Genomic DNA, 25,558 nt, shown 5'->3' with positions numbered 1-25,558 from the left:
CGTGATGAAGAAGCCCCGGGACTGAACACCTGTCGAAGCCTAAAGACCGTAGAATATTGAATGACCCTGTGTGCCTTGAGCGCATTGACCATACAGAGCTCACCGCTTCGGACAGCGGAGAGGAAAGAAGGACGATGGATACCGCATCTCACGCACCCGGCCAGAACCTGCTGGGCGGCGACGCTCAGACTCTGCGCCCGAATTCTGTGCGCCCGGTGAGTTTGGCGCACCTTCGCGAACATCTGCAGGGATTGGGTGCTCAGGTGAGTTCCCAGCTGGCTAGTGGCGTTCAGGGTTCTGAATCCGGTGATTCTGTTGAGGTTACCGGTATTAGCATGGACTCCCGAGGTGTTCGCCCGCAGGACCTGTACGTGGCTCTGCCCGGTGCGAAGGTGCACGGTGCGCAGTTTGCTGAGGCCGCGTTGAATCTGGGTGCTTCCGCTATTTTGACGGATGCTGCCGGTGCGCAGCTGCTGGGTGAGGCGCCGGTGCCTGTCCTGGTGACTGAGAACCTGCGCGAGTATGTCGGTCCGTTGGCTGCGCTGATTTATGGTTCGGCTTCGTTCCCCGCTACTCACCGTTACGCGGTGACCGGTACGAACGGTAAGACCACCTCCACCTACATGTTGGAGTCGGTGTTCCGCACCGGCCTGGGTGTGAAGACGGGTCTGATTGGCACTATTCAGATTCTGATTGATGGTGTGTCGGTTCCTTCGAAGATGACCACCCCGGAGTCTCCTCACGTGCATTCTCTGCTGACGATTATGGGTCAGCATCAGGTGCGTTGCGCCGCAATGGAGGTGTCATCGCACGCGATTGATTACCACCGTGTGGACGGCGTGAAGTATGCGGTTGCTGGCTTCACGAACCTGACCCAAGACCACCTGGATCTGCACGGCACCATGGAGCATTATTTCGAATCGAAGGCTCAGCTGTTCACTCCCGAACGCGCCGAGCTGGCTGTGATTACTGCTGATGATGAGTGGGGCGAGAAGATGTTCTCCGCCGCTTGCGAGCAGATGGGCGCTGAGCAGGTGCACCGCCTGGTGACTGCGCGCGGTGCCGGTCTGGCTGAGGTGCCCGCAGAGTTTGGTGCCCGCGACTGGGCTGTGGTGAAGGTTCAGCGTGAGGGTCTGGGCCACCGATTCCACGTGGCTAATGGCGCCGGTGAGAGCGTTGAATGCTACACCGGTCTGCCCGCTGACTTTAACGTTTCGAATGCTGCACTGGCGGCTCTCATGGCGTACCTGGACACTGACTCCGCTGAGCGTGCGCATCTGCTCCCTGAGCTGGCGTCCGGTTCGGCTCTGACTCCGGTGGTACCGGGCCGTATGCAGCTGATTTCTTTGGCTCCGCACGCGATTGTGGACTTTGCACACAACCCGGACGGTCTGACCCGTGCCCTGGAGGCGATGGACCGCCCCGGTGGGGGTAAGGTCATGATTGTTTTCGGTGCGACCGGTGAGCGTGACCAGCTCAAGCGCCCGATTATGGGTGCGATTGCGGCACAGTATGCAGATATTGTGGTTGTGACTGATGACGACCCGCACGGTGAGGCGCCCGAGCCGATTCGTGCCGCCGTTGAGGAGGGCGCGCAGAAGGCTGAGAACCGCCGAGCCACCCAGATCCTGAATATTTCTCCGCGTGCCGCCGCTATTGATGCGGCAATTGCCCTGGCGGGCGAGCACGACGCCATCCTGATTGCTGGCCGCGGCCACGAAACCGAACAGGATGTTGACGGCGTGGATATCGCCCTGGACGACCGCGTTGAAACCGCCCGTGCCCTGCGTGCGCACGGTTTCGAGATTCTGCCTGATTACCAGCGCATGCTCGATGAAAGTGACTCTAAGACCGCTGAAGGTATGGTGAAGAATGATTAAGCTCAGCGCCGCCCAGATTATTGAGGCAACCGGCGGCACCGCTATCGGCCTGGAGGGCCGTGAGGAGCAGGTGTACGCAGACTTCGCCACCACCGACTCCCGCGAGGTGCAGACCGGTACCCTGTTCGTGGCGAAGCCCGGCGCGGTCACTGACGGCCACAGGTTCATCCCCATGGCGTTTGAGAGGGGCGCGACCCTGGCGCTGGTCGAGCGTGAAGTACTCGACGAGCAGGGCGTGCCCTACCCGAGCATCCAGGTGCCCGATGTGGTGCTGGCGATGGGCGATTTGGCGCGCTATTCCATTGAGCAGATGCGCGCTCAGGGTGAGCTGACCGTTATCGGTATTACCGGTTCTGCCGGTAAGACCACCACCAAGGACCTTCTTGCCGCCATTTTCACCCCGGAGGGCCCGACCGTTGCCCCGGTCGGCTCCTACAACAGTGAGGTGGGCGTGCCCCTGACCGTTTTCCGTGCGGATGAGTCCACCCGCTACCTGGTCATTGAGATGGGTGCGGACCGTGTGGGCAACATCGAGTACCTGGCGAATATTGCGCACCCCGATCACGGCGCAATCCTGAAGGTTGGTACCGCGCACGCTGGCGAGTTCGGCGGCGTGGACAATATTGAGCGTACTAAGGGTGAGCTGGCTGAGGGCGTTCAGCCGACCGGCTCCCTGGCTCTGAACGCTGACGATGAGCGCGTGCTGCGCATGGCGTCGCGTTCGGTTGCCCCCATTACTTACTTCGGCGTGGGTGAGAAGACCGGCGCGAACGGTCAGCCCTACGAACGCTACGTGGCGGCGCTGAACCTGCGCACCACCGACGCTGGTTGCCCCGAGTTCACTCTGCGCCTGCCCGACGGTAGCGAGTACGAGATCTCCTCGCAGCTGATCGGTGAGCACCACGTGCACAACCTGCTGGCTGCGGCGACGATTGCCTACAACAGCGGTATTTCGGGTGAGAAAATCGCTCGCGCGCTCAACAAGGCGGCGGCGGCTTCGAAGTGGCGTATGGCTCGCACCGACCGTGCTGATGGCGTGACCGTCATTAACGACGCATACAACGCGAACCCCGAGTCGATGGCAGCGGCACTGCGCACTCTGGCGCAGCTGGGCCGCACCGTTGACCCGGCGACCGGTCAGCCGCACCGCACCTGGGCCGTGCTGGGCGCCATGCTGGAGCTGGGCGATGTGTCCGTTCAGGAACACGATCACCTCGGCCGCCTCGTGGTGCGCATGAACATTTCGAAGCTCATCGCGGTCGGTGACATCGCTAAGCCCATCTACAACGCCGCGCACCTGGAAGGCTCCTGGGGCAATGAGGCGACCTGGGTTCAGACCCCGCAGGAGGCCGCCCAGATCCTGCGTGCCGAGCTGCGTCCCGGCGATATCGTGCTCTTCAAGTCCTCGAACGGCGCGAAGCTGGGCCTGCTGGGCGACGAATTCGCCTTCGCCGAGGAGAGCTTCGGCTCCGCCGAGGACGAGGCCCCGACCTGGCTTTCCGCCGGCGACTTTGTTGAGGCTACCGACCTGAGCGAGCACCTGGCCGCCCACCTGGACGGTACCGAGTCCAGCACCTCCGCACAGACCACCAACGAAGGGTAACGCTTCATGATTACCGTGTTGATTGCAGGAATCCTCGGGTTCCTTATCTCCCTGACCGCGCTTCCGGTGTTCATCAAGAAGATGAAGTCCCTCAAGCTCGGTCAGCTGATTCGCGATGAGGGCCCCGCCGCCCACCAGTACAAGGCGGGCACCCCCACCATGGCCGGCCTGATTTTCATCCCGGCGGCGATTCTTGCGTACCTGCTGACCATGGGCATTAGCGCCGTCTCCTTCGGCACCTCGCCGCTGCCGAGCGCCACCGCGTGGCTGACCATCGCCTTTACCCTGGGCATGCTTGGCGTGGGTGCTGCGGATGACATCATGAAGTTCCGCCACAAGGGCAACGAGGGCCTGACCGAGCGTCAGAAGACCATCGGCCTGCTCGCGGTGACCGTTCCCTTCGCCTTCCTGGCTTTCCAGTTCCCCAACGAGTCCGGCGCGCGCCCCGCATCCACCGCGATTTCCTTCGTGCGCGACCTGCCGATTGACCTCTTTGCCGCCGGTGCGGTGTTTGGGTCCATCCTGGTGGCCGTGTGGATTACCCTCATCTCCCTGTCGGGCACGAACGCCGTGAACTTCACCGACGGCCTGGACGGCCTGGCCGGTGGCGTGATGATGACGATCTTCTCGGGCTACCTGACCATCAGCATCTGGCAGTACGTGCACGCCTGCACCGCGGGCGCCGGCACCGCCTGCTACGACGTGCGCGACCCGGGTTCACTGGCGCTGATTGCCGCATCCTTGATCGGTTCCCTGGCCGGCTTCCTCTGGTGGAACGTCTCGAAGGCGCAGATTTTCATGGGCGACTCCGGCTCCCTGGCCCTGGGCGGTGCGATGGTTGCCTTCGCCCTGTTCACCCGCACCGAGCTCCTGCTGCTGGTCATGGCACTGATTCCGGTGCTGGAGGTCTTCTCCGTAATCGTTCAGAAGTTTGTCTTCAAGGTCAGCCGCAAGCGCTCGGTTGCGGCGGGGGAGAAGCCCCTGCACGCGCACCGTTACTTCCGTATGACCCCCTTCCACCACCACATGGAGAAGACCGGTCTGAACGGCAAGTACTCAATCGATAAGAAGGGCCTGGAGCCCGGCACCGTCAGCAGCGGCGAGGTGAACTCCGTGTTCCGCCTCTGGGTTGTCAACGCCCTGTGCGTGCTGGTGGCCCTGGCTCTCTTCTTCGGCGACTGGTTCTCTCAGACTTCTGGAGTGATTCACTAATGTCAACTATGGAACAGGACGCACTGCGCGCCCGCCGCGAGGCAAACGCCCAGGCGATTGCCGTCAACCCGGTGTACGAGAACGAGCGCCTCGCGCAGCTGACCAGCTGGGACGCCCCCTGGGCCGGTCTGCGCGTCGTGGTCGTGGGGATGGGCACCAGCGGTGACGCCGCCGCGGATGTGCTCGCGCAGCTGGGTGCGCGCATCACGGTTATCGACGGGGCAGACACCCCCGAGAAGCGTGAGCGCATCGAGGTTTACCGTAACGCGTACGGACCGGTGAGCGGCCTGTTCGGCCCCGAGCACATGCTCGCCCTGCCGCAGATTGAGGGGGAGGACCCCGAGCTGGTCGTGACCTCTCCGGGTATTCGCCCCGACCACCCCGTGATGCTGGATGCCTACGAGCGCGGTATCCAGGTGTGGGGTGACGTGGAGCTGGCCTGGCGCCTCAACGACCGTGCCGGCCGCCCCAGCCCCAAGTGGCTGTGCCTGACCGGCACGAACGGCAAGACCACGACCGTGGGCATGACGGATTCGATTCTGAAGGCCGCGGGCAAGAAGTCCATTCAGGTGGGCAACGTGGGCATGCCGATCGTGTACGCGATTGCCGACGACGAGCCCTACGAGTTTTTCGCGGTGGAGCTGTCGAGCTTCCAGCTGCACTGGACCTTCTCCCTGTCGCCCTACGCCTCGGTCGTGCTGAACATTGCCGAGGATCACGTGGATTGGCACGGTTCCTTCGAGCGTTACAAGGCCGATAAGGCCCGCGTGTACGAGAACACCCAGGTGGCCTGCATCTTCAACACCGACCACGCCGACACCCTGCGCATGGTGGAGGAGGCCGACGTGGTGGAGGGCGCCCGCGCGATTGGCTTCAGCGCCACCCAGATGCCTGCCGTGTCGATGCTCGGCCTGGCCGAGAGCATCATCGTGGACCGGGCCTTCCTGAAGAACCGCTACAACGAGGCGCTCGAGCTGGGCGTCGTGCAGGATTTGGCCCCCGCGCCGGGCAAGATGCCGGCCCAGTACACGGTCGAGAACGCCCTGGCCGCGGCCGCCCTGTGCCGTGCCGCCGACGTCGATCCGAAGGCCGTGGGTGCGGGTCTGCGTTCCTTCAAGACCGGTGCGCACCGCAACCAGCTGGTGGGGTACGCTGATGACATCATGTGGGTGAACGACTCGAAAGCCACGAACCCGCACGCGGCCAACGCCTCGATGAGCGGTTACCCCTCGCTGGTGTGGATTGCCGGTGGCCTGTCGAAGGGCGTGGAGTACGACGAGCTGATTACCGATCACGCTAAGCGCCTGAAGGCCGTGCTCATCATCGGCACGGATACCGCAGGCCTCAAGGCTGCCCTGGCCAACCACGCCCCGCAGGTTCCGACCTATAACCTGACCGCCTCGGTGGCCGACCCCTCGGACGGCATCGCCGTCATGAACGCCGCGGTGGCGAAGGCCGCCGAGATCGCTCAGCCGGGTGATACGGTGCTGATGGCACCGGCCGCGGCATCGATGGACCAGTTCAAGAACTACGCGGTGCGCGGCGAGGCGTTTGCGAACGCCGTGGCCGATCAGCTGGCCCAGTCGTAGCCTATTCGGCCCCGGCCGGTACCCTAGCGCGTAGCGGCGTTCGCGGCCCGTGCCGCCTAAGCCGCGCTCTCGGGGGTGGGACGTTTTGGGTTCCACCCCCGCCTCTTTTCCCAATTGTTATCGCCGCCGCGATTCATCGCTGTGGGTTGTGGCGTTCCAAGCCTTAGGAGGGCATGTGAGTACCAGCGCATCCTCGAAGCGTTCTGCGTCTTCGCGGGCTGGCCGTTCCGAACAGACCGGGCACGCCTCGTCCCCGTGGACTGCCCTGAAGGAGATGACGGCACCGGCCCGTTCGTTCGGCAAGCGCCTGTACCGCCGCGGTCTGAAGGCTGACCTGTGGGATGTGCCGGTCATGCTACTGGTGACGACCCTGGGCTTGGCGATTTTCGGCTGTATCATGGTGCTCTCGGCTTCGAGCGTCACCATGATTTCGCAGGGCCAGTCGCCGTTTTCTCAGGTGTCCTCGCAGATTCTCTTCCTAGTGCTCGGTGTGGTGGCGATGGCCGTCATTACGAATATTCCGGTGGGGTGGTATCACAAGCAGGCCGTGGTAAACGCGATGCTTGCTGTGGCCCTGGTGCTGCAGCTGGCGGTGGTGGTTATCGGCGTCGAGGTGAACGGTAACCGTAACTGGATTAAGCTGGGCCCCGTGCAGATGCAGCCTTCGGAGTTCTCGAAGCTTGCAATCGTGATGTGGTTGGCGTGGGTGTATAACCGCCAGGGCGATATTTCACGGAGCCTCTGGCGTACCCTGTTCCCCTCCATCTACGGCGTGGGCGCCCTGATTCTGCTGATTATGGTCGGCGGCGATATGGGTACGGCCCTGGTATACGGCTTCATTTTCCTGGGCATGATGTGGATGGCCGGTGCCTCACGCCGGTCAATGTTGCAGATTGGCGGCGCGGTTGCCGCACTGGCCCTGTTGGGCGTGTTGAGTAGCCCGAACCGCGTGGCCCGTATCTTCGGCATCTGGGGTGCGTGCACGAACGCTAACTGCGATCAGGCGAACTCGGGTGAGGTGGCGTTGGCGACCGGTGGCTTCCTGGGCGTTGGCCTGGGCCAGTCGCGACAGAAGTACAACTACCTGGCAGAGGCCCACAACGACTACATTTTCGCGATTATTGGCGAGGAGCTGGGCCTTCTGGGCACGATGGCGGTTCTACTGCTGTACGTGGGTCTGGTGTACTGTGCGGTGCGTATCATGCTGCGCACCGCCGATCCACTGGTGCGCCTGGCGACGGGCGGCATTATGGTGTGGCTGACCTCGCAGGCCATCATCAACATGGGCATGGTGTCCCGTATTCTGCCGGTGATTGGCGTGCCGCTGCCCTTTGTCTCCTACGGTGGTTCCTCGTTGCTGTCTTCGCTGTGCGCGGCGGGCCTGCTGCTGGCCTTTGCCCGGCAGACGCCCCTGCGAGGCGCGACAGCCCCGTCGAGCGTTGAGAACCAGAGCGCTCGCGAGATTCGCCGCGCAAACGCCGATTGGAAGCGCCGCCTGCCCCTGCAGGCTGTGGTGGAGCAGGAGGCCGCGGAGCGTGCCGAGGCCGGTGGCCACCTGATGCCGGAACAGCATCCGCTGTCGAAGCTGGGCAGCCTGAGCGGTTTTGTCCGGCGCTGGCTGGGCTTTGAACCGGAGCAGCGTCGCGAGTTGAAGCGCATCGAGCAGCAGCGTGAGGCGGAGCGCGCCCGCGAAGAGGCCCGTGCGGCTCGTGAGGAGGCGCGCCTGGCTCGTGAGGAAGCGGCCCGCGAGAAGGCTGAGAGGCAGAAGCTGGCTCGCCGTGCCCGGGAGGAGGCCGAGCGCCAGAAGGCCCGGGAGGAGGCCGAGCGGCAGAAGACGGACCGCGAGAAGGCGGCCCGCACGAGGGAAACCCGAGAGCAGAAGGCCCGAGAGCGCCGAGCCCCCGGCAAGGCTGCACCCCGCAAGGCTGCACCCGGCAAGGCCGAGCAGCCCCGACCCGCTCGTCCGGTTCAGCGTCCGGCCGAGCAGGGCTCGAAGGAGCAGCAGGCCCGAGGCCGGCGTCCCGGGCAGGGGGAGCGTCGTCGTCCGCAGAATCAGCGCGGTGGTCTACCCGCCGGCCTGCAACCCCTACATCCCGAGGACCGCGCCCGCCGAGCTCAGCGTCAGCAGCGTCAGCACGGTCAGTCGCCGCGCCGTCAGCCCGGTGGGGGAGAGCGGTAGAGAGATTTTCCGAGGTGGACAGCGGTCGAGAACGGCTCTACCTCTCGGCCCCGCGTTCCTCCAAAACGCCCCCGACCTGAGCTACAGCTCGAGGTCGGGGGCGTTCCGCCGAGCTCTGCGGTGCGGGGCGATAGCGTAAAATGATGCTGTACCGATGTATTGGGAGAGAGACCTATGACGAAGAAGGCACCCTCTATAGTCTTCGCCGGTGGTGGCACCGCCGGTCACATTAATCCGATGCTTGCGATTGCCCGCGCCGTTCGCGACCTTGAACCGAACGCCAAGATTCTGATGCTGGGCACCGCCGACAAGATGGAAGCCGAGCTGGTTCCGGCGGCCGGCTTCGATATCGAGTTCATTCCCCGCGCGGCCTTCCCCCGCAGCATTAATCGCGCGGCACTTGCCTTCCCCGCGAAGTTCCTGGGCGGCCTGTCGAAGACCCGCCGCATCCTTAAGGACGCCGAGGCCGACGTCGTGGTGGGCGTGGGCGGTTACGTGTGCCCGCCGGCGTACCTGTCTGCCTTCTTCTCGAAGATTCCCGTGGTCATTCACGAGGCGAACGCGAAGCCCGGCCTGGCTAACCGTCTGGGCGGCCGCTTCGCGAAGTTTACGGGTGTGGCCTTCCCCAATACCCCCTTCCCGCACGCGACCCTGGTGGGCATGCCCATGAAGGACGAGATTGCCTACCTGAACCGCGACGCGCACCGTTCGAAGGCCCGCCGCAACCTGGGCCTGGACCCGGAAAAGCCCACCGTTATCGTGACCGGTGGTTCGCTGGGCGCGCTGAGCCTGAACAACGCCGTGTCGGCCTGCCGTGATCGCTTCGCAGAGTGGGACTTCCAGATTCTGCACATCACCGGTAAGGGCAAGACCGTTCTGGACGAGAACGGCGAGCCCCTGAGCGCCCCGAACTATCGTCAGATCGAGTTCAGCAACGGCATGCAGGACGTATACGCCGCCGCCGATCTGCTGCTGGTGCGCGCCGGTGCGGCCACGGTGAGCGAGGTTGCCGCGGTGGGTGTGCCCGCTATTTTTGTGCCGCTCCCCATTGGTAACGGTGAGCAGGCCCTGAACGCTCGTTCCCTGGTGGAGGCCTCCGCGGCCCTGCTGGTGAAGGACGCAGAAGTCACCGGTGAGTGGTTTGCCCGTGAGATTCCGGAGCTGATGGCAAACCCCGAGGAACTGGAGCGCATGGGCGCTGCAGCCTATAAACTTGGTATCCGTGACGCGGCTCGCGTTATGGCCGAAGCAGTATTGAAGGCAGCTGAGAACTAATGACTGAACTGATGAATCTTGAGATGGTGCTGCCGGCACCCCTGACCCCGCCGTTCCCCGAGCGCCACGCGATGGACGCGCTGGGCCGTGTGCACTTCATCGGCATCGGCGGCGCGGGTATGAGCGCTATCGCCGCGCTGATGCTGCAGGCCGGCGTGACCGTGAGTGGCTCGGACCGTGCGGAATCTTCGGCCGTTGAGTCGCTGCGCGCCGCCGGTGCCCACGTGAGTGTGCCCCAGTCCGCCGAGAACATCGTTGACGTCGATACCGTGGTGATTTCCACCGCGATTCGCGAGGATAACCCCGAGCTGGCCGCTGCCCGCGCGCAGGGCCTTCCGGTTCTGCACCGCTCCGAGGCGCTGGCCGCCGTGATGGGGCTTTCGCAGGTGGTGGCGGTGGCCGGTACCCACGGTAAGAGCACGACCAGCTCCATGATTTCCGTGATGTTCGATCAGCTGGGCCGCAACCCCTCCTTCGCCGTGGGCACCGTAATCGCCGGTCGCGGCACGAACGCGCACCTGGGCGCGCAGGGCCCCGACTCGATTTTTGTGGCCGAGGCCGACGAATCGGACGGCTCCTTTGTGCGTTACCGCCCGGCTATTGCCGTGGTGACGAACGTTGAGCCCGACCACCTGGACTTCTACGAGACCGATGAGCGCGTCTTTGAGGCGTTCAACCGCTTCGTGGGTTCGCTGGCTCCCGGCGGTGTGCTGGTAACCTGCGCAGATGACGCCGGTGCAGCCTCCCTGGCCGCCCGTTCCCGCGCGGCTGGCGTGCCGGTCGTGACCTACGGCGAGTCTGAGGATGCCGACCTGCGCATCCGCGAGATTACGAGCGCGGGTTCCTCCTCCTCGTCGACGGTGGAGTGGTCCTTCGAATGTCGCGGTGAGCGCTTCGAGGGCAAGCAGGAGCTGGCGCTGAAGGTTCCCGGCATCCACAATCAGCTGAACGCCGCGGCCGCCTTCATCACCGCGCTGCTGACCGGTGCTCAGGGCCCCGAAATCGCCGCCGCCCTGGGCGAGTTTGTGGGCGCTGACCGTCGCTTTACGCTGCGCGGCGAGGTCGCGGGTGTGAAGGTCTTCGACGACTACGCACACCACCCGACCGAGGTGTTCCGTGCCCTGCAGACCGGCCGCACCGTGGCCGATGGTCACAACCTGTACGTGATTTTCCAGCCGCACCTGTTCTCGCGCACCCGCGAGTTCGCGAAGGAGTTTGCGGAGTCCCTGTCGATGGCCGATCGCGCCTACGTGCTGGATATCTACCCGGCTCGCGAGCAGCCCATTGAGGGCGTGACCAGCGAGCTGATTACGGGCGCCGGCTTCTCCGAGGTGCGCTACGCGACCGCGGAGAGCGCTATCGAGGACATCGCCTCGTACGCTCAGAACGGCGACATTGTGATGACCGTTGGCGCCGGCGACGTGACGGCTCTGGGCCCGCGCCTGCTGGAGGCCCTGCAGATTCGTCACGACGGCGACCTGACCAAGAAGTCGGAGGCTTAGGCTGTGCCGATGAGTCCCATGCCCCCGTCGGAGGGGCATTCGCGCGCGCCGAAGGCCCCGCGCTCGCGTGCTCGTCGGCGCGCCCAGGAGCTTGCGCAGGAACAGCCTGCGGTTCAGCACGCGGCGGAGGCGCAGCCCACCGCTGACGCGCAGACCCCCGCGGCCGGTGCCCCCGAGCAGAAGAAATCTCACGGGTCTGAGTCTCAGACCTCTGGTTCTCACTCGGGCACCGCCTCCACCGTGGGTCGTCGCCCCTCGGGGGCTACGATTCGCCCCACCAGCCCGGCTCGTGCCGAGAGCGTGGCCCTTGTGGACGGCGCGATTCGTCGCGTGCCCGCGGCTACCTCCGGTCCGCAGGAGCTCTTCGACGTGGAGGCCTTCGAAGATTCTCCCAAGGAGACCGAGAAGGTATCCGGCCGGTCGGCGCAGGTTGAAAGCGCGCGGACTGAAAATGCGAAGGACGCGGCGGGGGAGAAGCACGGCGAGAAGACCGAAAAGGGCGCCGACCGGGCCGAAAAGACCGGCGACGGTGATGCTTCTTCCGAGCGGAAGACTTCCGCCGACTCCCCGTCGGCGGGGGACGATTCCGCTGAGACCGAGCCCGCAGAGCCCGCCGAGCAGGCCCGCCCCGCAAGCCGCTTCGGCCGCTGGCGCGTGGAGCGAGAACGACAGCGCGCCGCCGAGATCGAGAAGGAACGCGAGCGCGAGCGCCGGGAGGCGCAGCACGAGCGCATCCTGAAGGATCCCGGCTTGGACGGCCTGCGTGCCGAGGAGCGTCCGCGCAAGGAGCGCACCCCGCTCACCCGGGCCCGCAAGCTGCTGTACACGGCGATTGCGCTGGCCCTCGTGGCGGTGCTGTACGTGGTGCTGGTCTTCTTCTCGCCCCTGCTGGCCACTCAGACCATCACGGTACGCGGTGCCTCCCTGCTGGAAACCACCCAGGTGGAGCAGAAGCTGGAGCCCCTGCGCGGGGTTCCGCTGACACGCATCGACGAGAAGCGCGTGCGCGAGCTGATTGGTCAGGACAATGTGCTTCGCAGCGTTCAGGTGGAGAGCCGCCCGCCGCACGAGCTGGTGGTGACCCTGAAGGAACGCGCCGCCATTGCAATCGTCAAGGTGGGGGAGACCTACCATACAGTGGACACCGACGGGGTGAGCCTGATGGAGTCTTCCTCCGAGCCGAGCACCTCGGTTCCCCTGGTACGATTGAATGGTGATGACCCGCAGCATTCGGATGAGTTCCGCACGATTTCGACGGCCTTGTCAGCGATGCCGGCTGAGCTTCTGGCTCAGGTAAAGGAAGCGAGCGCGACCTCAACCTCGAGTATTACCCTCACGCTGCGGGATAATACGACGGTGCAGTGGGGTACCGCCCAGGAGAGCGAGCTGAAGGCTAAGGTGCTTCTGTCGCTCCGACAGGCGGTAGCTCAACGGGCTCAGGAAGAAGCCTCTTCAGGTGCCCAGGCGCAGAAGGTGACCGTCTATGACGTGTCGGCCCCGCGCGTACCGGTGACCCGTTAGGGGAACTACTCATGGGCGCTTTTCCTCCCCTTTTTGTGTGAATTACGCAAAAAGAGGGGGTAATTGCGCTGTGTAGCTAGGAACCACCAAAAACAGTTTGGTATCCTAACAGATAAAGTCATTCTTTAGAGGAAACCTTTAGGCTTAGATCGAGCTGGGGGTCTTCCGAAGCTGGAACACGGAACAATCGAGGATTACATGGACGCTGGAACTCCCCAGAACTACTTGGCAGTCATCAAGGTCGTTGGTATCGGCGGCGGTGGCGTCAACGCAGTCAACCGAATGATTGAGGTTGGCCTGCGCGGCGTTGAGTTCATTGCTATTAACACTGACGCCCAGGCTCTGCTCATGTCCGATGCAGACGTCAAGCTGGACGTCGGTCGTGAGCTGACCCGCGGTCTTGGCGCGGGCGCAAACCCCGAGGTTGGCCGTCAGGCAGCCGAGGATCACTCGCAGGAAATTGAGGAAGTCCTCAAGGGCGCAGATATGGTCTTCGTGACCGCTGGTGAGGGTGGTGGCACCGGTACCGGTGGCGCACCCGTCGTGGCACGCATCGCCCGCTCCCTGGGCGCTCTGACCATCGGTGTTGTGACCCGCCCCTTCACCTTCGAGGGTCGTCGTCGCTCCAACCAGGCCGAGACCGGTATTGCCGCTCTGCGCGACGAGGTCGACACCCTGATCGTGATCCCGAACGACCGACTGCTGTCGATTTCGGATCGCAACGTGTCGATGCTGGACGCCTTCAAGTCCGCCGACCAGGTGCTGCTCTCCGGTGTTCAGGGCATTACCGACCTGATCACCACCCCGGGCCTGATCAACCTTGACTTCGCTGACGTTAAGTCTGTGATGCAGGGTGCCGGTTCGGCTCTGATGGGTATCGGTTCGGCATCCGGTGAGGACCGTGCCGTGAAGGCAGCCGAGCTGGCTATCGCCTCCCCGCTGCTGGAAGCATCCATCGACGGTGCGCACGGCGTGCTGCTGTCGATTCAGGGTGGTTCCGACCTGGGTCTGTTCGAGATCAACGAGGCTGCACGCCTGGTTCAGGAAGTGGCTCACCCCGACGCCAACATCATCTTCGGTGCCGTCATTGATGACGCCCTGGGTGACGAGGCTCGCGTGACCGTGATTGCCGCTGGCTTTGACGCCGTGAACCCCGAGACCAACTCGAACGCTTCGGCTTCCGCTCAGCCCCAGCGTGCACAGGGCTCCTTCGGCGGCTCGAACGCTGCCGCTCCGGCTTCTAACGGCTACGGCTTCAACGCTCCCGCCGCCGCTCCGGCTTCCACCGGTGCCGCTGGCTTCGACGTTGATCTGCCCCCGGTCGTTGAGGAAGCACCGGCTCGCCGCGACACCCTGGACGTCCCCGACTTCCTGAAGTAGTCGCGCCGCGTGCGTCAGCACGCCGCCCCGTAGGGTTTTGATGGAGGGGAGCTGAGAATAGTCCAACTGTTCTCAGCTCCCCTTCGCGCTACCCGCTTTCGCCCCGAGCACCCCGTACAGCCATCCGAGAAAGGCATAATGATGAGCAACGCCCCCGAAACTCCGCTGCTGGCCACCGCCGACACCCGCATCCTGGGTCCCTGGCGCGTGCGGGTGGGGTTTACCTCCCGCGAGGCGGGGAACCTGGGCCTGCACGTGGACGACGAGCTGGGTGGTGGCGTGGATGCCTCCATGGTGCGCACCCTCAACCACCGTGCGGCGCTCGAGGAGGCGCTGGGTGCGGGGCCGTTCTTCTACCTGAACCAGGTGCACGGCGTTGAGGTGGCCCGCCCCGAGGACTACGCCCCGGCCTCCTACGCGCCGGGCACCCCCGCAGAACGCACCGTCGAGCGCGCCCGCGCCATCGCGAAGCTGGCCCCCGTGGCCGATGCCGCGGTGAGCGTCGAGGGTCGCCCGCTGGCGATTATGGTGGCCGATTGCATCCCCGTGGTGCTGGTCGGTTCCGTCGAGGGTGAGAAGACCGTGCCCGTTTTGGCGGTGGCTCACGCGGGCCGCCGCGGCCTGCTGGACGGGGTACTGCAGACCACCGTGGCGCGCATGCGGGAGCTGGGCGCTGCGCGCATCACCGCGTGGCTGGGCCCCAGCATCTGCGGTGCCTGCTACGAGGTGCCCGAGGCGATGCGAGCCGAATCGACCGAGCTGATCCCGCAGGTTCACTCGGTGACGGGCGCGAACACCCCGGGTCTGGACCTGCCGGCCGGCGCTCGCGCGGTGCTGGAGGCCGCCGGAGTGGAGGTATCCACGGAGTGCGCCCGCTGCACGTACGAGGAACCGAGTGTGTACTCGCACCGCGGGTTTACGAATCGCGGCGAGAAGCCCGGGCGCATCGCGGGTCTGGTGTGGGTTGAGAAGCTGGCGGAACCCGCCGAATAGAGTCGCTGAAGGAGAACAAAATGTCTGAACTGAAGGGACCTGACGTGAACGTCGAAGCGCAGGATTTGAAGTACACTCCCGAGCGCGCCGAGCAGCTGCTGCAGAACTACCGCCGGGTACTCGAGCGAATTCGAGCGGCGGAGCAGGACCGCAGCGGGGTGCGCACCGAGCAGAGCGCGCCCGTGCGCCTGGTGACGGTGACCAAGTTCTTCCCTGCCTCCGACGCGGCGGCCCTGCTGGACGGCGGCGTGACCCTCTTCGGCGAGAACCGCGACCAGGAGGCCAGCGCGAAGGCCCGCGAGCTGGCCGCCTACTGCGAGCAGCGTGCGGTGCAACCCCCGCACTGGGCGTTTATCGGTCAGCTGCAGACCAACAAGGCGAAGTCCGTGGTGAAGTACGCCTCCAGCGTTCACTCGGTGGACCGCCCCTCCCTGGCCGACGCGCTGGCGAAGGCCTACGCGAACCAGCTGACCCGCTATGAGGCGGGGGAGGCGCCGGCCCCCGCGGCCCTGGAAAATGGCGGCCTGGACTGCCTGGTGCAGGTCTCCCTGGCCGAGGAGGCGACGGCCGGCCACGCCGCAGAGGGAGCGCGAGGCGGTACGAGCGCCTCGGAGCTTCTGGAGCTGGCCGAACGCATCGAGAACCACGCGAACCTGCGGTGCGCCGGCGTAATGGCGGTGGCACCCCTGGACGCGGACCCGGACGCCGCTTTCGAGAAGCTTTATGGACTGGCGGCCCGGCTGCGCGAGCACCTGCCGCACGCGACCGAAATCTCGGCGGGCATGAGCGGCGACCTGGAGGCGGCTGTTCGCTGGGGCTCCACCTGCGTGCGCGTGGGCAGCGACATCATGGGCCGACGCCCCGCACGCTAAAGCGGCGGGCGGATATGCCGCGCTGTGAGAAGCCGGACGCTGTTCTACCGGCTGGAAAAGCCCGTACGCTGGTAATATATACATGCCGGTGCACGACGTTTTGACGTGCGACCGAACCTTCTGAACGAGGGGCCCGCCCGCGGTGCTCCTCGAGAGGCACCGCCGCAACAGGCGGCCGCCCGCGTTCAGTAGCCTGTCCCTGTACCCTAGCGAAGCGAGAGAAACATGCCGAAGCAAAGCCGCCTGGCGGGTTTCCTCGGCCTGGAGCCCTACAACGCCAAGGACTCTGACGCCCAGGACTCCAATACCGCGGATACCGCGCCCGAGGAGCCCCGCTCCCACGAGCAGTCGGGTCGCGGCGGGGAGCACCACCGCGCGGAGGCCCACCGTGTAGAGGCCCGCGCCGAAGAGCCTCGAGCCGACGACCGCGCCGCGCGAGACCGCTCGCTGGGGGAGCACACCGCATCCAAGCACGGTGCGCCCGCAGTCGCACACCCGTACACACCCGAAACCACAGACGAGGCGGAGGAACCCCGCGAGGATCACCGAGGCGATGAGCCCCGGCACGAGCCCGCGAGCGAACCCGCAGACCATTGGGAGGACGCCCCGGTGCCGAACACCGAATACACCGAGCAGTACGCCGACACCTACTCGAACGACGGCTACTACGACCAGGGCTACGAGCCCGAAGAGACCAACGGATACACCTACGGTTACGAGGAAGAAGAGGACGAATTGCGTCGTATCACCACTATCCACCCCCGCTCCTACAATGACGCAAAGATTATCGGTGAGGCGTTCCGCGAGAACATCCCCGTGATTATGAACGTCGAGGAAATGCCGGACGCCGACGCCAAGCGCCTGGTGGACTTCGCCTCCGGTCTGGCCTTCGCGCTGGAGGGTCGCATCGAGCGCGTGACCTCGAAGGTCTTCCTGCTGACCCCCTCCAACCTCGAGGTGCTGGGCGTCGCCAACTCCGAGAACACCGCAGACTTCAACTCCGAGGGTGAATTCCCCTTCGACCAGGGCTAAGGACTGATTAATGGGTTATCTTTTCGCTCTCGTGACGATTGCGCTGTACCTGTTCTACGTCTTCATGCTGTTGCGCATGCTCTTCGACTGGGTACGCATGTTCGCACCCGGCTGGCGTCCCAAGGGGATTGCCCTGCTGTGCGCAAGCGCCGTTTACGCTGTGACGGACTGGCCCATGGAGAAGCTGCGCCGAGTGATTCCCCCGGTGCGCGTGGGCAACGTCGCGCTGGATACCGGTTTTCTGATCCTGATTGTGGTCGTCTCGATGCTGTTGGGCCCCATGATGAGCCTGACCGCCCGATTCTCCTAACGACCGGAGCCTGGATGCGCCCCGCGGAATGTTACTCAACATTCCGCGGGGCGCACACGTTTAACGGGATACACGCGCTTAACGGGCCACGGACGTGCGCAAACGCTCCGGGGGAGCGGGGGCCGGGGCCGTTGCGCCATGCGCATATTTTGTTGTCTGTACGACAGAAACCCCGGAGCCGAGGTCCAATGATAGTAAAATGGGTGCCAACGACTGTCTGCGCGATGCGGCACACCGCGCCCGATGCGGGGGCCGAACGCTCCCGCCGGGTTGCCCCATCGGCGCACTCAACTTCGAACCCAACCCGTACTAGAGGAGAAGCCACATGGCCATCACCCCCGAAGACCTGATTACGAAGAGCTTTAAGATCGTGACCGAGGAGTCCGGTTACGACCGCAACGAGGTCGACGACTTCCTGGACGAGCTCGTCGTTGAGCTGCGTGCCCTGTACTCCGAGCGCGACGCCCTGGAGCGCCAGGTGGAGCAGCTCTCCGTCTCGGCTCCCGCATCCCCGGCCGCCGCCGTCTCCCAGGAGGCTCCCTCCGCCGCCGGCGCCCAGGACGCCGCAGCCCTGCTGGCCATGGCCCAGAAGGTGCACGACGACTACGTGGCCCAGGGCGAAAAGGCCAAGGCCGAGCTGTTGGACGAGGCAGAGAAGAAGGCCGACGCCCTCGTGAGCGAGGCTCGCCAGCAGCGCGAAGAGGTCCTGGCCCGCCTGACCGACGAGAAGGAAGAGCTGGAGATTGCCGTGGAGGCACTGCGCGGCTTCGAGAGCCGTTACCGCACCAAGCTGCTGGACCACCTGAACAACCAGGTGGAGGAGCTGAAGAACCTCAAGTCCATCGAGGCTTCCGCCTAAAGCACCGCGCGACCCCGCCGAGGGGCGCTACCGTCCGGATTCTTATCGGCCCGTTCTGACGGGTTCAGCCTAAGCCGCGGATAAGGAACCGGGCGGTATTTTGCGCTCTCGGGAGGGCTCGGAAACCCCGTGGACCCCGTTCGCGAGGCGACGAGCGGGGCACGAGAATTTCCCCTCATTTGCTAAGCTAGAGGGGCACCGTAGTGCGTCGTCGCGGGGACCGCCCCGCTGTCGGCGCCACTATTCACACGACCCGAGGAGAGCCTTGCCCACCACCCCGAATCACGCTGAATCCTCGGCCCCCGTACGCACCGCGGAAACCGCTACCGAGAGCACCGGCCGCGCATCGCGCATCCTGAGCGGACGCACCGCCTGGCTGAGCGCTCTGGTGCTCGCCGCCGTCGTGTTCGCCATCGACCAGGGCACCAAGTACCTGGTCGTCACCCAGATGCAGCTGGGGGAGCGCATCACCGTGATCGACGGGCTGCTGTGGTGGTATTCGATTCGCAACTCGGGGGCCGCGTTCAGCATGGGCGAGAACGTAACCTGGATTTTCACCCTCGTCATGGTGGCCGCCGCGATTGTGGTGCTCTACCTGCTGCGCCGCACGCGCTCACTGGCCTGGACCCTTGCGTTGGGTGGCCTGCTCGGCGGCATCTGCGGCAACCTCTTTGACCGCCTCTTCCGCGAGCCCGGCTTTGGTTCCGGGCACGTGGTCGACTTCATCTCGGTACCGAACTTCGCCATCTTCAACGTTGCGGACTCGGCGATTTGCGTGTGCATGGCACTCGTCGTGCTCCTAAACTTCATGGGCCTGAACCTCAACGGCACGAAGGCTCCGCATGAGAGCGCCTCGAAGAAGGCTAAGACCCTAAAGAGCGCGGAAGCCGACGGCGAGAACACCGGCTCCTAACGGTACGTCACGACGCACAGCACAGACCGCCAACCCACAGCATAGACCACAGCACAGACCGCAGCGCGAGGAGAGAATCATGAGCGAGGAAACCACCGCGGAGCGCATCCGCGCCGAATTCACCGTTGAGGACGCCCTGGCCGGCGTGCGCCTGGACGCTGCCCTCGCCGGAGCCCTCGACGCGCCCCGCACCCGCACCTCCGGGTGGATTCGCGACGGGCACGTGAGCATCACCAACGGTGGGCGTGCCGTGAAAGTCGGCAAATCCTACAAGCTCTCCGCCGGAGATTTGGTCGTCGTGGACGCCCCCGCGCCGCGCGACCTGGCCGATATTCGACCCGAGAAGGTGGACGGCTTCGGCATCGTGTACCTGGACGACGATATCGTCGTGGTGGACAAGCCCGCCGGCGTGGCGGCGCACCCCTCACCCGGCTGGCACGGCCCCACCGTGATTTCCGCGCTGATGGGGGAGGGCATCTCCGTGGCCACCTCTGGCGCGGCCGAACGCCAGGGCATCGTGCACCGCCTGGACGTGGGCACGAGCGGCCTGATGGTCGTGGCCCGCAGCGAGCGCGCCTACACCGAGCTCAAGCGCGCCTTCAAGGAACGTACGGTCGACAAGATTTACCACACGCTGGTGCAGGGCCTGCCCGATCCGCTGCGCGGCACGATTGACGCGCCGATTGGCCGTCACCCCGGCAACGAATGGAAGTTCGCGGTGGTTGAGGGCGGCCGTAACTCCATCACCCACTACGACGTCATCGAGGCCTTCGGCCCGGCCTCCCTCGTGGAGGTGCACCTGGAGACCGGACGAACCCACCAGATTCGCGTGCACTTCTCGGCGATGCGTCACCCCTGCTGCGGCGACCTGACCTACGGTGCCGACCCGCGCTTCAGCGCCGAGCTGGGCCTGACCCGCCAGTGGTTGCACGCCCACCGCCTCAGCTTCGACCACCCTGCCACCGGTGAGCGCATGAGCTTCACCAGCGAGTACCCGCTGGATTTGGCCTACGCGCTTGACGCCCTGCGCGAGGGCCGCGTGCAGCTCGGGTAGGTACCGCATACCTAGCTCAGTCAGAGAGCCGTCCGGGCCCCGGTACCGCACGGCTTACCCCGGTACCGCACGGCTTACCCCGGGACCGCCCCGCCCCGCCGACCGTCAAACGAATCGGTCGGAACACCCCCCACACCTTCAGGAGATATCCGTGGCAACCAAAGACTTTGCGCACCTGCACGTGCACACCGAGTACTCCATGCTGGATGGTGCCGCGCGCCTGGGCGACCTCTTCAGCTACGCCAAGGAGCTGGGCATGAGCTCCATGGCCACCAGCGACCACGGCTTCCTCTTCGGCGCCTTCGACTTCTGGCGCCAGGCCAAGGCCCACGACATTAAGCCCATCATCGGCGTGGAGGCGTACCTGACCCCCGGCACGCACCGCACCGACCGCTCCCGCGTGCGCTGGGGCGACGGCTCGCGCGATGACGTGTCCGGCGGTGGCGCGTACACCCACATGACCATGTGGGCCGAGACCACCGAGGGCATGCACAACCTCTTCCGTGCTTCCTCCATCGCCTCGCTCGAGGGTCAGCTGTACAAGCCGCGCATGGACCGCGAGGTGCTGCAGACCTACTCGAAGGGCCTGATCGCAACCACCGGCTGCCCCTCCGGCGAGATTCAGACCCGCCTGCGCCTGGGCCAGTTCGACGAGGCGCTGCAGGCCGCCAGCGACTTCCGCGATATCTTCGGCAAGGACAACTTCTACTGCGAGGTCATGGACCACGGCCTCGACATCGAACGCAACGTGCAGGAGGACCTGCACCGCCTGGCCAAGCAGCTGAACCTGCCCTACGTGGCCACCAACGACCTGCACTACACCCGGCAGGAAGACCACACCGCCCACGCGGCGCTGCTGTGCGTGCAGTCCGGCTCGACCCTGACCGACCCCAAGCGCTTCAAGTTCGACGCGGATAACTTCTACCTGCGCTCGCCCGAGGAGATGTACTCGATCTTCGGCGATATTCCCGGCGCCTGCGAGAACACCCTCGAGATTGCCGAACGCTGCAACGTGGAGTTCAATACCAAGGCGAACTACATGCCGAACTTCCCCGTGCCCGAGGGCGAGAACGAGGAATCCTGGTTCGTGAAGGAGGTCGAGAAGGGCCTGCACTACCGATTCCCGCAGGGTATTCCCGATAGGGTGCGCAAGCAGGCCGAGTACGAGGTGGGGGTCATTACCTCCATGGGCTTCCCCGGCTACTTCCTGGTCGTGGCGGACTTCATCAACTGGGCTAAGCGCAACGGTATTCGCGTGGGCCCCGGCCGTGGTTCGGGTGCGGGCTCGATGGTGGCTTACGCGATGCGCATCACCGAGCTGAACCCGCTCGACCACGACCTGATCTTCGAGCGATTCCTCAACCCCGACCGCGTCTCCATGCCCGACTTCGATGTGGACTTCGACGATCGTCGCCGCGGCGAGGTCATCGACTACGTGACCGATAAGTACGGCGAGGACAAGGTCGCGCAGATCGTCACCTTCGGCACCATTAAGGCGAAGCAGGCGCTCAAGGACGCCTCCCGCGTGATGGACCAGCCGTACTCGGTGGGCGAGCGCCTCACCAAGGCGATGCCGCCGGACGTCATGGGCAAGAACATCGCCCTGGCCAACGTGTACAACGAGGAAGATAAGCGCTACGCCGAGGCCGCCGACCTGCGCGCCCTCATCGAGGACCCGGTCGATAAGATTTACGGCCAGGTGTTCGAGACCGCGAAGGGCTTGGAGGGCCTGAAGCGTCAGTGGGGCGTGCACGCCGCGGGCGTGATTATGTCCAGCAAGAACCTGGTGGACGTGATTCCCGTGATGCGCCGCGAGGCTGACGGCCAGGTCATCACCCAGTTCGATTACCCCACCTGCGAGGGCCTGGGCCTGATCAAGATGGACTTCCTGGGTCTGCGTAACCTCACGATTATTTCCGATGCCATCGAGAACATTAAGAACAACCGAGGCATTGACCTGGAGCTGGAGTCCCTCTCGCTGGACGACCCCGAATCCTACCGTCTGCTGGCCCGAGGCGACACCCTCGGCGTGTTCCAGCTCGACGGCGGCCCCATGCGCGCGCTGCTCAAGCTCATGGAGCCCGAGGAATTCGAGCACATTTCGGCAGTGCTCGCGCTCTACCGACCCGGCCCGATGGGTGCGAACTCGCACACCAACTACGCGCTGCGTAAGAACGGCAAGCAAGAGATCGAGCCGATTCACCCCGAGCTGGCCGAGCCGCTCAAGGACATCCTCGACACCACCTACGGCCTGATCGTGTATCAGGAGCAGGTGATGGCGATTGCCCAGAAGGTCGCGAACTACACGCTCGGTGAAGCAGACCTGCTGCGCCGTGCGATGGGTAAGAAGAAGAAGGCGGAGCTGGATAAGCAGTACGCCACCTTCCACGACGGCATGATTTCTAACGGCTACTCCGAGGGCGCCGTGAAGGCCCTCTGGGATATTCTGCTACCCTTCTCGGACTACGCGTTCAACAAGGCGCACACCGCCGCATACGGCCTGGTGTCTTACTGGACGGCCTACCTGAAGGCGCACTACCCGCAGGAGTACATGGCCGCGCTGCTGACCAGCGTGGGCGATAACAAGGACAAGCTCGCGCTGTACCTGAACGAGTGCCGCGCCATGGGCATTACCGTGCTCGCCCCGGACGTCAACGAATCCGCCCTGACCTTCACCCCCGTGGGTGAGGATATCCGCTTCGGCATGGGCGCGATTCGCAACGTGGGCGCGAACGTGGTCGAGGGCATGGTCGCCGCCCGCGAGGAGAAGGGCCGCTACGAGTCCTTCAACGACTTCCTGAAGAAGGTGCCGCTACAGGTGTGCAACAAGCGCACCATCGAATCGCTCATTAAGGCGGGCGCTTTTGACGACCTGGGCCACACCCGCCGTTCGCTGTCCCTCATTCACGAGGCGGCGGTGGATGCGGCCGTGGCCGTCAAGCGCAAGGAGGCGGCGGGCCAGTTCGACCTCTTCGGCTCCCTCGGCATGGACGACGCCCTGGGCGACGAGCTGACCGTGACCATCCCGGACGTGCCCGAATGGGATCGCCGTGAGAAGCTGAACTTCGAGCGCGATATGCTGGGCCTGTACGTTTCGGACCACCCGCTGCGCGGCCTGGAGCGCGCCCTCTCGGATGCCGCCTCGCACTCGGTGCACGACATCATCAGCGAGGACTCGCACGTGCGCGACGGCGAAACCGTCACGATTGCCGGCATGCTCACCGGCGTTTCGCGCCGCATCGCCAAGTCCAGCGGTAACCAGTACGCCTCGGTGGAGCTGGAGGACCCCTCGGGCGCGACCATCACGGTCATGTTCTTCTCCCGCGCCTACGAGACGATGGGGGCCGCCCTGGCGGACGACCTCATCTGCTCGATTCGTGGCCGCGTGCAGCGCCGCGACGACGGCAGCGTGAACATGAGCGCCCAGGAACTGCAGATCCTGGAAATCAGCGATGACGGCCGCGCCGCACCCATCACGATTGCGGTGCCCGAGTACCTGGTGACCGAGGCGAAGCTGCGCGAGCTGAAGGAGACCCTGCGCGACCACAAGGGTACCGCGGACGTGCGCATGCTCATCCGTACCCGCGATAAGGAACAGCTGGTACTGCTGGATTCGAGCGTGCGCGTGGAGCCGAACCCGAGCCTCTTCGGCGAAATCAAGACGATTTTCGGCCCGAGCTGTATTCGTCGCTAAAAGAAGAAGACCTCCGCGAGGGGCGGGCAACGCTCAGGGCGGATTCCGAACGTTCTTAAACGTTGGAGTCCACCCTGAGCGTATATTTGCGTATATTCAACGTCACTATTCGGCTCAACCGCCGTCTATCGCGTTAGAATGGGTATAAATATTCTTGAGCGCTGTATATACGGGCGCCACACCGAGCGCCCAGCCAAGGAGAAACGCATGTACTGCCCCTATTGCAAGCACACCGATTCGCGCGTTGTCGACTCCCGCACCACCGATGACGGCGCCGCCATTCGCCGCCGCCGTCAGTGCACCTCCTGCGCTCGCCGCTTTACCACGGTCGAAACCACCACCATTTCGGTGATTAAGCGTTCGGGCGTGACCGAGCCCTTCGACCGCTCCAAGATTGCCGCCGGCGTGCGCAAGGCCTGCCAGGGCCGCCCCGTGGGGGAGGACGACCTCGCCAAGCTGGCCCAGGAGGTCGAGGAGCTGATTCGTGCCCGCGGCCTGGCGGAAATTAACGCTCACGAGGTGGGCCTGACCATTCTGGAGCCGCTGTCGAAGCTGGACGCGGTCGCCTACCTGCGTTTCGCGAGCGTGTACCAGGCCTTCGAGAACCTTGAGGACTTTGAAGAGGCAATTGCCCGTCTGCGTGAGGACCGCATTAACCCGTAGCGCAGAGTAGCGCCGAGACTTCAAGAGACGTACAGAAGGGGCCGCCTTCCGAATCATTCGGAAGGCGGCCCCTTCTGTACGTATGTGAAGCGCTATCCGAGGCGGATAGCAGGAAGCAAACTCTTATGCTTCGCCGCGGCGCTTACGCTCGGGCAGCATACCGCCGGCCCACAGTGCGGCACCCACAATACCCGCGTTATTACGCAGAGCAGCCATGACCATGGGGGTACGAATCTGATCCTCAAAGTAGGGCATGAACTTCTCCGGGTTCTTGGAGATGCCGCCGCCAATGATGAACAGGTCGGGGGAGAAGAGCATCTGAACGTGCTCGAAGTAGCGGTACAGGCGCTTGCCGTACTTCTTCCAGGACAGTTCGTGCACCTCGCGGGCGCGGGCAGAAGCCTGAGACTCGGCGTTGTGGCCGTCGAGCTCCAGGTGACCCAGCTCGGTGTTGGGGATCAGCACGCCGTCGTTGATGAGGGCGGAGCCGATGCCGGTACCCAGGGTGATGACAGCAATCAGGCCGTCACGGTTACGGCCCTGACCGTAGGTTGCCTCAGCCAGACCGGCTGCGTCAGCGTCGTTGAGGCCGTAGACGGTGCGGCCGCCCAGCGCCTCGCTCATGACCTGCTCCAGGTCGGTGTTAATCCAGGAGTCGTCCACGTTCGCTGCGGAGAAGACCATGCCGTTCTTCACCACGGCGGGGAAGTCGATGCCGACGGCCGACTCGGGATCCGGAGCCAGGTCGCGGCCCTGCAGCTCATCGACTACGCGGCGTACGACCTCAGCCACAGCCTCGGGGGTTGCGGGCTTGGGGGTGTCGATGCGGAAACGGTCGGACACGAGGTCGCCGGTGCGCAGGTCAACGATGCCGCCCTTAATGCCGGTGCCTCCAATGTCCACACCAATCTGCAGGTCCTTGGGGGTGGGGGCGGGCAGCTCGGTGATGACGCCGGGCTCGGCGTAGTTAGCCATGATTTCCCTTTCTGTCCTCCGCGCTCGCGGAGGCACGTGTCTGTGATAACGA

At 64.8% G+C, this 25,558-nt stretch carries 19 protein-coding genes; 18 read left to right on the top strand and 1 reads right to left on the bottom strand.

Annotated elements, in window-relative coordinates; translation table 11 throughout:
• Nucleotides 1-134: 134 nt before the first annotated feature.
• The 18 genes from HMPREF2874_RS04460 (at nucleotide 135) to nrdR (ending at nucleotide 24,531) form a co-directional block, all read left to right on the top strand.
• Nucleotides 135-1,880, top strand: a complete 1,746-nt coding sequence (locus tag HMPREF2874_RS04460; RefSeq protein WP_070649078.1) for a Mur ligase family protein — start codon at nucleotides 135-137, stop codon at nucleotides 1,878-1,880.
• Complete coding sequence (murF, locus tag HMPREF2874_RS04455) at nucleotides 1,873-3,483, top strand: UDP-N-acetylmuramoyl-tripeptide--D-alanyl-D-alanine ligase (protein WP_070649077.1); 1,611 nt, start codon at nucleotides 1,873-1,875, stop codon at nucleotides 3,481-3,483. The genes HMPREF2874_RS04460 and murF overlap by 8 nt, the downstream gene beginning before the upstream one ends.
• A gap of 6 nt (nucleotides 3,484-3,489) precedes the next feature.
• Nucleotides 3,490-4,695, top strand: coding sequence for a phospho-N-acetylmuramoyl-pentapeptide-transferase (mraY, locus tag HMPREF2874_RS04450; RefSeq protein ID WP_070649076.1), 1,206 nt, complete (start codon nucleotides 3,490-3,492; stop codon nucleotides 4,693-4,695).
• Nucleotides 4,695-6,284: a UDP-N-acetylmuramoyl-L-alanine--D-glutamate ligase gene (gene murD, locus HMPREF2874_RS04445; protein ID WP_070649075.1), complete on the top strand. Its 1,590-nt coding sequence runs from the start codon at nucleotides 4,695-4,697 to the stop codon at nucleotides 6,282-6,284. Before mraY ends, murD begins: the two co-directional genes overlap by 1 nt.
• Nucleotides 6,285-6,459: 175 nt before the next feature.
• Nucleotides 6,460-8,463, top strand: coding sequence for a putative lipid II flippase FtsW (gene ftsW / locus HMPREF2874_RS04440; protein ID WP_083309841.1), 2,004 nt, complete (start codon nucleotides 6,460-6,462; stop codon nucleotides 8,461-8,463).
• A 174-nt stretch (nucleotides 8,464-8,637) separates the two neighbouring features.
• Entirely contained in the window at nucleotides 8,638-9,738 is a 1,101-nt protein-coding gene (gene murG, locus HMPREF2874_RS04435) for an undecaprenyldiphospho-muramoylpentapeptide beta-N-acetylglucosaminyltransferase (RefSeq protein WP_070649074.1), read from the top strand.
• Nucleotides 9,738-11,240 (top strand): UDP-N-acetylmuramate--L-alanine ligase, encoded by a 1,503-nt coding sequence (gene murC / locus HMPREF2874_RS04430; RefSeq protein ID WP_070649073.1) that lies wholly within the window; start codon nucleotides 9,738-9,740, stop codon nucleotides 11,238-11,240. The genes murG and murC overlap by 1 nt, the downstream gene beginning before the upstream one ends.
• 9 nt (nucleotides 11,241-11,249) lie before the next feature.
• Complete coding sequence (locus HMPREF2874_RS04425) at nucleotides 11,250-12,761, top strand: cell division protein FtsQ/DivIB (RefSeq protein WP_083309840.1); 1,512 nt, start codon at nucleotides 11,250-11,252, stop codon at nucleotides 12,759-12,761.
• A gap of 198 nt (nucleotides 12,762-12,959) precedes the next feature.
• Nucleotides 12,960-14,141 (top strand): cell division protein FtsZ, encoded by a 1,182-nt coding sequence (gene ftsZ, locus HMPREF2874_RS04420; RefSeq protein WP_049332658.1) that lies wholly within the window; start codon nucleotides 12,960-12,962, stop codon nucleotides 14,139-14,141.
• Between the two features lie 141 nt (nucleotides 14,142-14,282).
• Nucleotides 14,283-15,134, top strand: coding sequence for a purine nucleoside phosphorylase YfiH/LACC1 family protein (locus tag HMPREF2874_RS04415; RefSeq protein ID WP_070649115.1), 852 nt, complete (start codon nucleotides 14,283-14,285; stop codon nucleotides 15,132-15,134).
• A gap of 20 nt (nucleotides 15,135-15,154) precedes the next feature.
• Nucleotides 15,155-16,006, top strand: coding sequence for a YggS family pyridoxal phosphate-dependent enzyme (locus tag HMPREF2874_RS04410; protein ID WP_070649071.1), 852 nt, complete (start codon nucleotides 15,155-15,157; stop codon nucleotides 16,004-16,006).
• A gap of 225 nt (nucleotides 16,007-16,231) precedes the next feature.
• The gene (locus HMPREF2874_RS09615) at nucleotides 16,232-17,038 is read left to right on the top strand and encodes a cell division protein SepF (protein WP_070649070.1); all 807 of its coding nucleotides are present in this window, start codon (nucleotides 16,232-16,234) and stop codon (nucleotides 17,036-17,038) included.
• A 10-nt stretch (nucleotides 17,039-17,048) separates the two neighbouring features.
• Nucleotides 17,049-17,348 (top strand): YggT family protein, encoded by a 300-nt coding sequence (locus tag HMPREF2874_RS04400; RefSeq protein ID WP_049332665.1) that lies wholly within the window; start codon nucleotides 17,049-17,051, stop codon nucleotides 17,346-17,348.
• Between the two features lie 325 nt (nucleotides 17,349-17,673).
• Complete coding sequence (locus HMPREF2874_RS04395; RefSeq protein WP_049346121.1) at nucleotides 17,674-18,207, top strand: DivIVA domain-containing protein; 534 nt, start codon at nucleotides 17,674-17,676, stop codon at nucleotides 18,205-18,207.
• A 265-nt stretch (nucleotides 18,208-18,472) separates the two neighbouring features.
• Entirely contained in the window at nucleotides 18,473-19,120 is a 648-nt protein-coding gene (gene lspA / locus HMPREF2874_RS04390) for a signal peptidase II (RefSeq protein ID WP_070649069.1), read from the top strand.
• Between the two features lie 79 nt (nucleotides 19,121-19,199).
• Nucleotides 19,200-20,174, top strand: coding sequence for an RluA family pseudouridine synthase (locus HMPREF2874_RS04385; RefSeq protein WP_070649068.1), 975 nt, complete (start codon nucleotides 19,200-19,202; stop codon nucleotides 20,172-20,174).
• 151 nt (nucleotides 20,175-20,325) lie between these two features.
• Nucleotides 20,326-23,868, top strand: a complete 3,543-nt coding sequence (gene dnaE, locus HMPREF2874_RS04380) for a DNA polymerase III subunit alpha (RefSeq protein ID WP_070649067.1) — start codon at nucleotides 20,326-20,328, stop codon at nucleotides 23,866-23,868.
• Nucleotides 23,869-24,075: 207 nt separating this feature from the next.
• Nucleotides 24,076-24,531: a transcriptional regulator NrdR gene (nrdR, locus tag HMPREF2874_RS04375; protein WP_049332672.1), complete on the top strand. Its 456-nt coding sequence runs from the start codon at nucleotides 24,076-24,078 to the stop codon at nucleotides 24,529-24,531.
• Between the two features lie 123 nt (nucleotides 24,532-24,654).
• On the opposite strand, the gene ppgK is transcribed toward nrdR, so the two are convergent.
• The gene (gene ppgK, locus HMPREF2874_RS04370) at nucleotides 24,655-25,506 is read right to left on the bottom strand and encodes a polyphosphate--glucose phosphotransferase (RefSeq protein WP_049346112.1); all 852 of its coding nucleotides are present in this window, start codon (nucleotides 25,504-25,506) and stop codon (nucleotides 24,655-24,657) included.
• Nucleotides 25,507-25,558: the final 52 nt, after the last annotated feature.

Source organism: Rothia sp. HMSC068F09, assembly GCF_001812775.1.
In the GTDB taxonomy this organism is placed as follows: domain Bacteria; phylum Actinomycetota; class Actinomycetes; order Actinomycetales; family Micrococcaceae; genus Rothia; species Rothia mucilaginosa_A.
This window is presented reverse-complemented; position numbering and strand designations above follow the sequence as displayed.

Bases quoted from the DNA above. Each gene is read 5' to 3' on its own strand.
- HMPREF2874_RS04385 (WP_070649068.1), top strand. From the start codon at position 19,200: ATGAGCGAGGAAACCACCGCGGAGCGCATCCGCGCCGAATTCACCGTT.
- mraY (WP_070649076.1), top strand. From the start codon at position 3,490: ATGATTACCGTGTTGATTGCAGGAATCCTCGGGTTCCTTATCTCCCTG.
- ppgK (WP_049346112.1), bottom strand. From the start codon at position 25,506: ATGGCTAACTACGCCGAGCCCGGCGTCATCACCGAGCTGCCCGCCCCC.
- murD (WP_070649075.1), top strand. From the start codon at position 4,695: ATGTCAACTATGGAACAGGACGCACTGCGCGCCCGCCGCGAGGCAAAC.
- murC (WP_070649073.1), top strand. From the start codon at position 9,738: ATGACTGAACTGATGAATCTTGAGATGGTGCTGCCGGCACCCCTGACC.
- HMPREF2874_RS09615 (WP_070649070.1), top strand. From the start codon at position 16,232: ATGCCGAAGCAAAGCCGCCTGGCGGGTTTCCTCGGCCTGGAGCCCTAC.
- HMPREF2874_RS04425 (WP_083309840.1), top strand. From the start codon at position 11,250: ATGAGTCCCATGCCCCCGTCGGAGGGGCATTCGCGCGCGCCGAAGGCC.
- HMPREF2874_RS04400 (WP_049332665.1), top strand. From the start codon at position 17,049: ATGGGTTATCTTTTCGCTCTCGTGACGATTGCGCTGTACCTGTTCTAC.
- HMPREF2874_RS04460 (WP_070649078.1), top strand. From the start codon at position 135: ATGGATACCGCATCTCACGCACCCGGCCAGAACCTGCTGGGCGGCGAC.
- HMPREF2874_RS04415 (WP_070649115.1), top strand. From the start codon at position 14,283: ATGAGCAACGCCCCCGAAACTCCGCTGCTGGCCACCGCCGACACCCGC.
- nrdR (WP_049332672.1), top strand. From the start codon at position 24,076: ATGTACTGCCCCTATTGCAAGCACACCGATTCGCGCGTTGTCGACTCC.
- ftsZ (WP_049332658.1), top strand. From the start codon at position 12,960: ATGGACGCTGGAACTCCCCAGAACTACTTGGCAGTCATCAAGGTCGTT.
- murF (WP_070649077.1), top strand. From the start codon at position 1,873: ATGATTAAGCTCAGCGCCGCCCAGATTATTGAGGCAACCGGCGGCACC.
- HMPREF2874_RS04395 (WP_049346121.1), top strand. From the start codon at position 17,674: ATGGCCATCACCCCCGAAGACCTGATTACGAAGAGCTTTAAGATCGTG.
- murG (WP_070649074.1), top strand. From the start codon at position 8,638: ATGACGAAGAAGGCACCCTCTATAGTCTTCGCCGGTGGTGGCACCGCC.
- HMPREF2874_RS04410 (WP_070649071.1), top strand. From the start codon at position 15,155: ATGTCTGAACTGAAGGGACCTGACGTGAACGTCGAAGCGCAGGATTTG.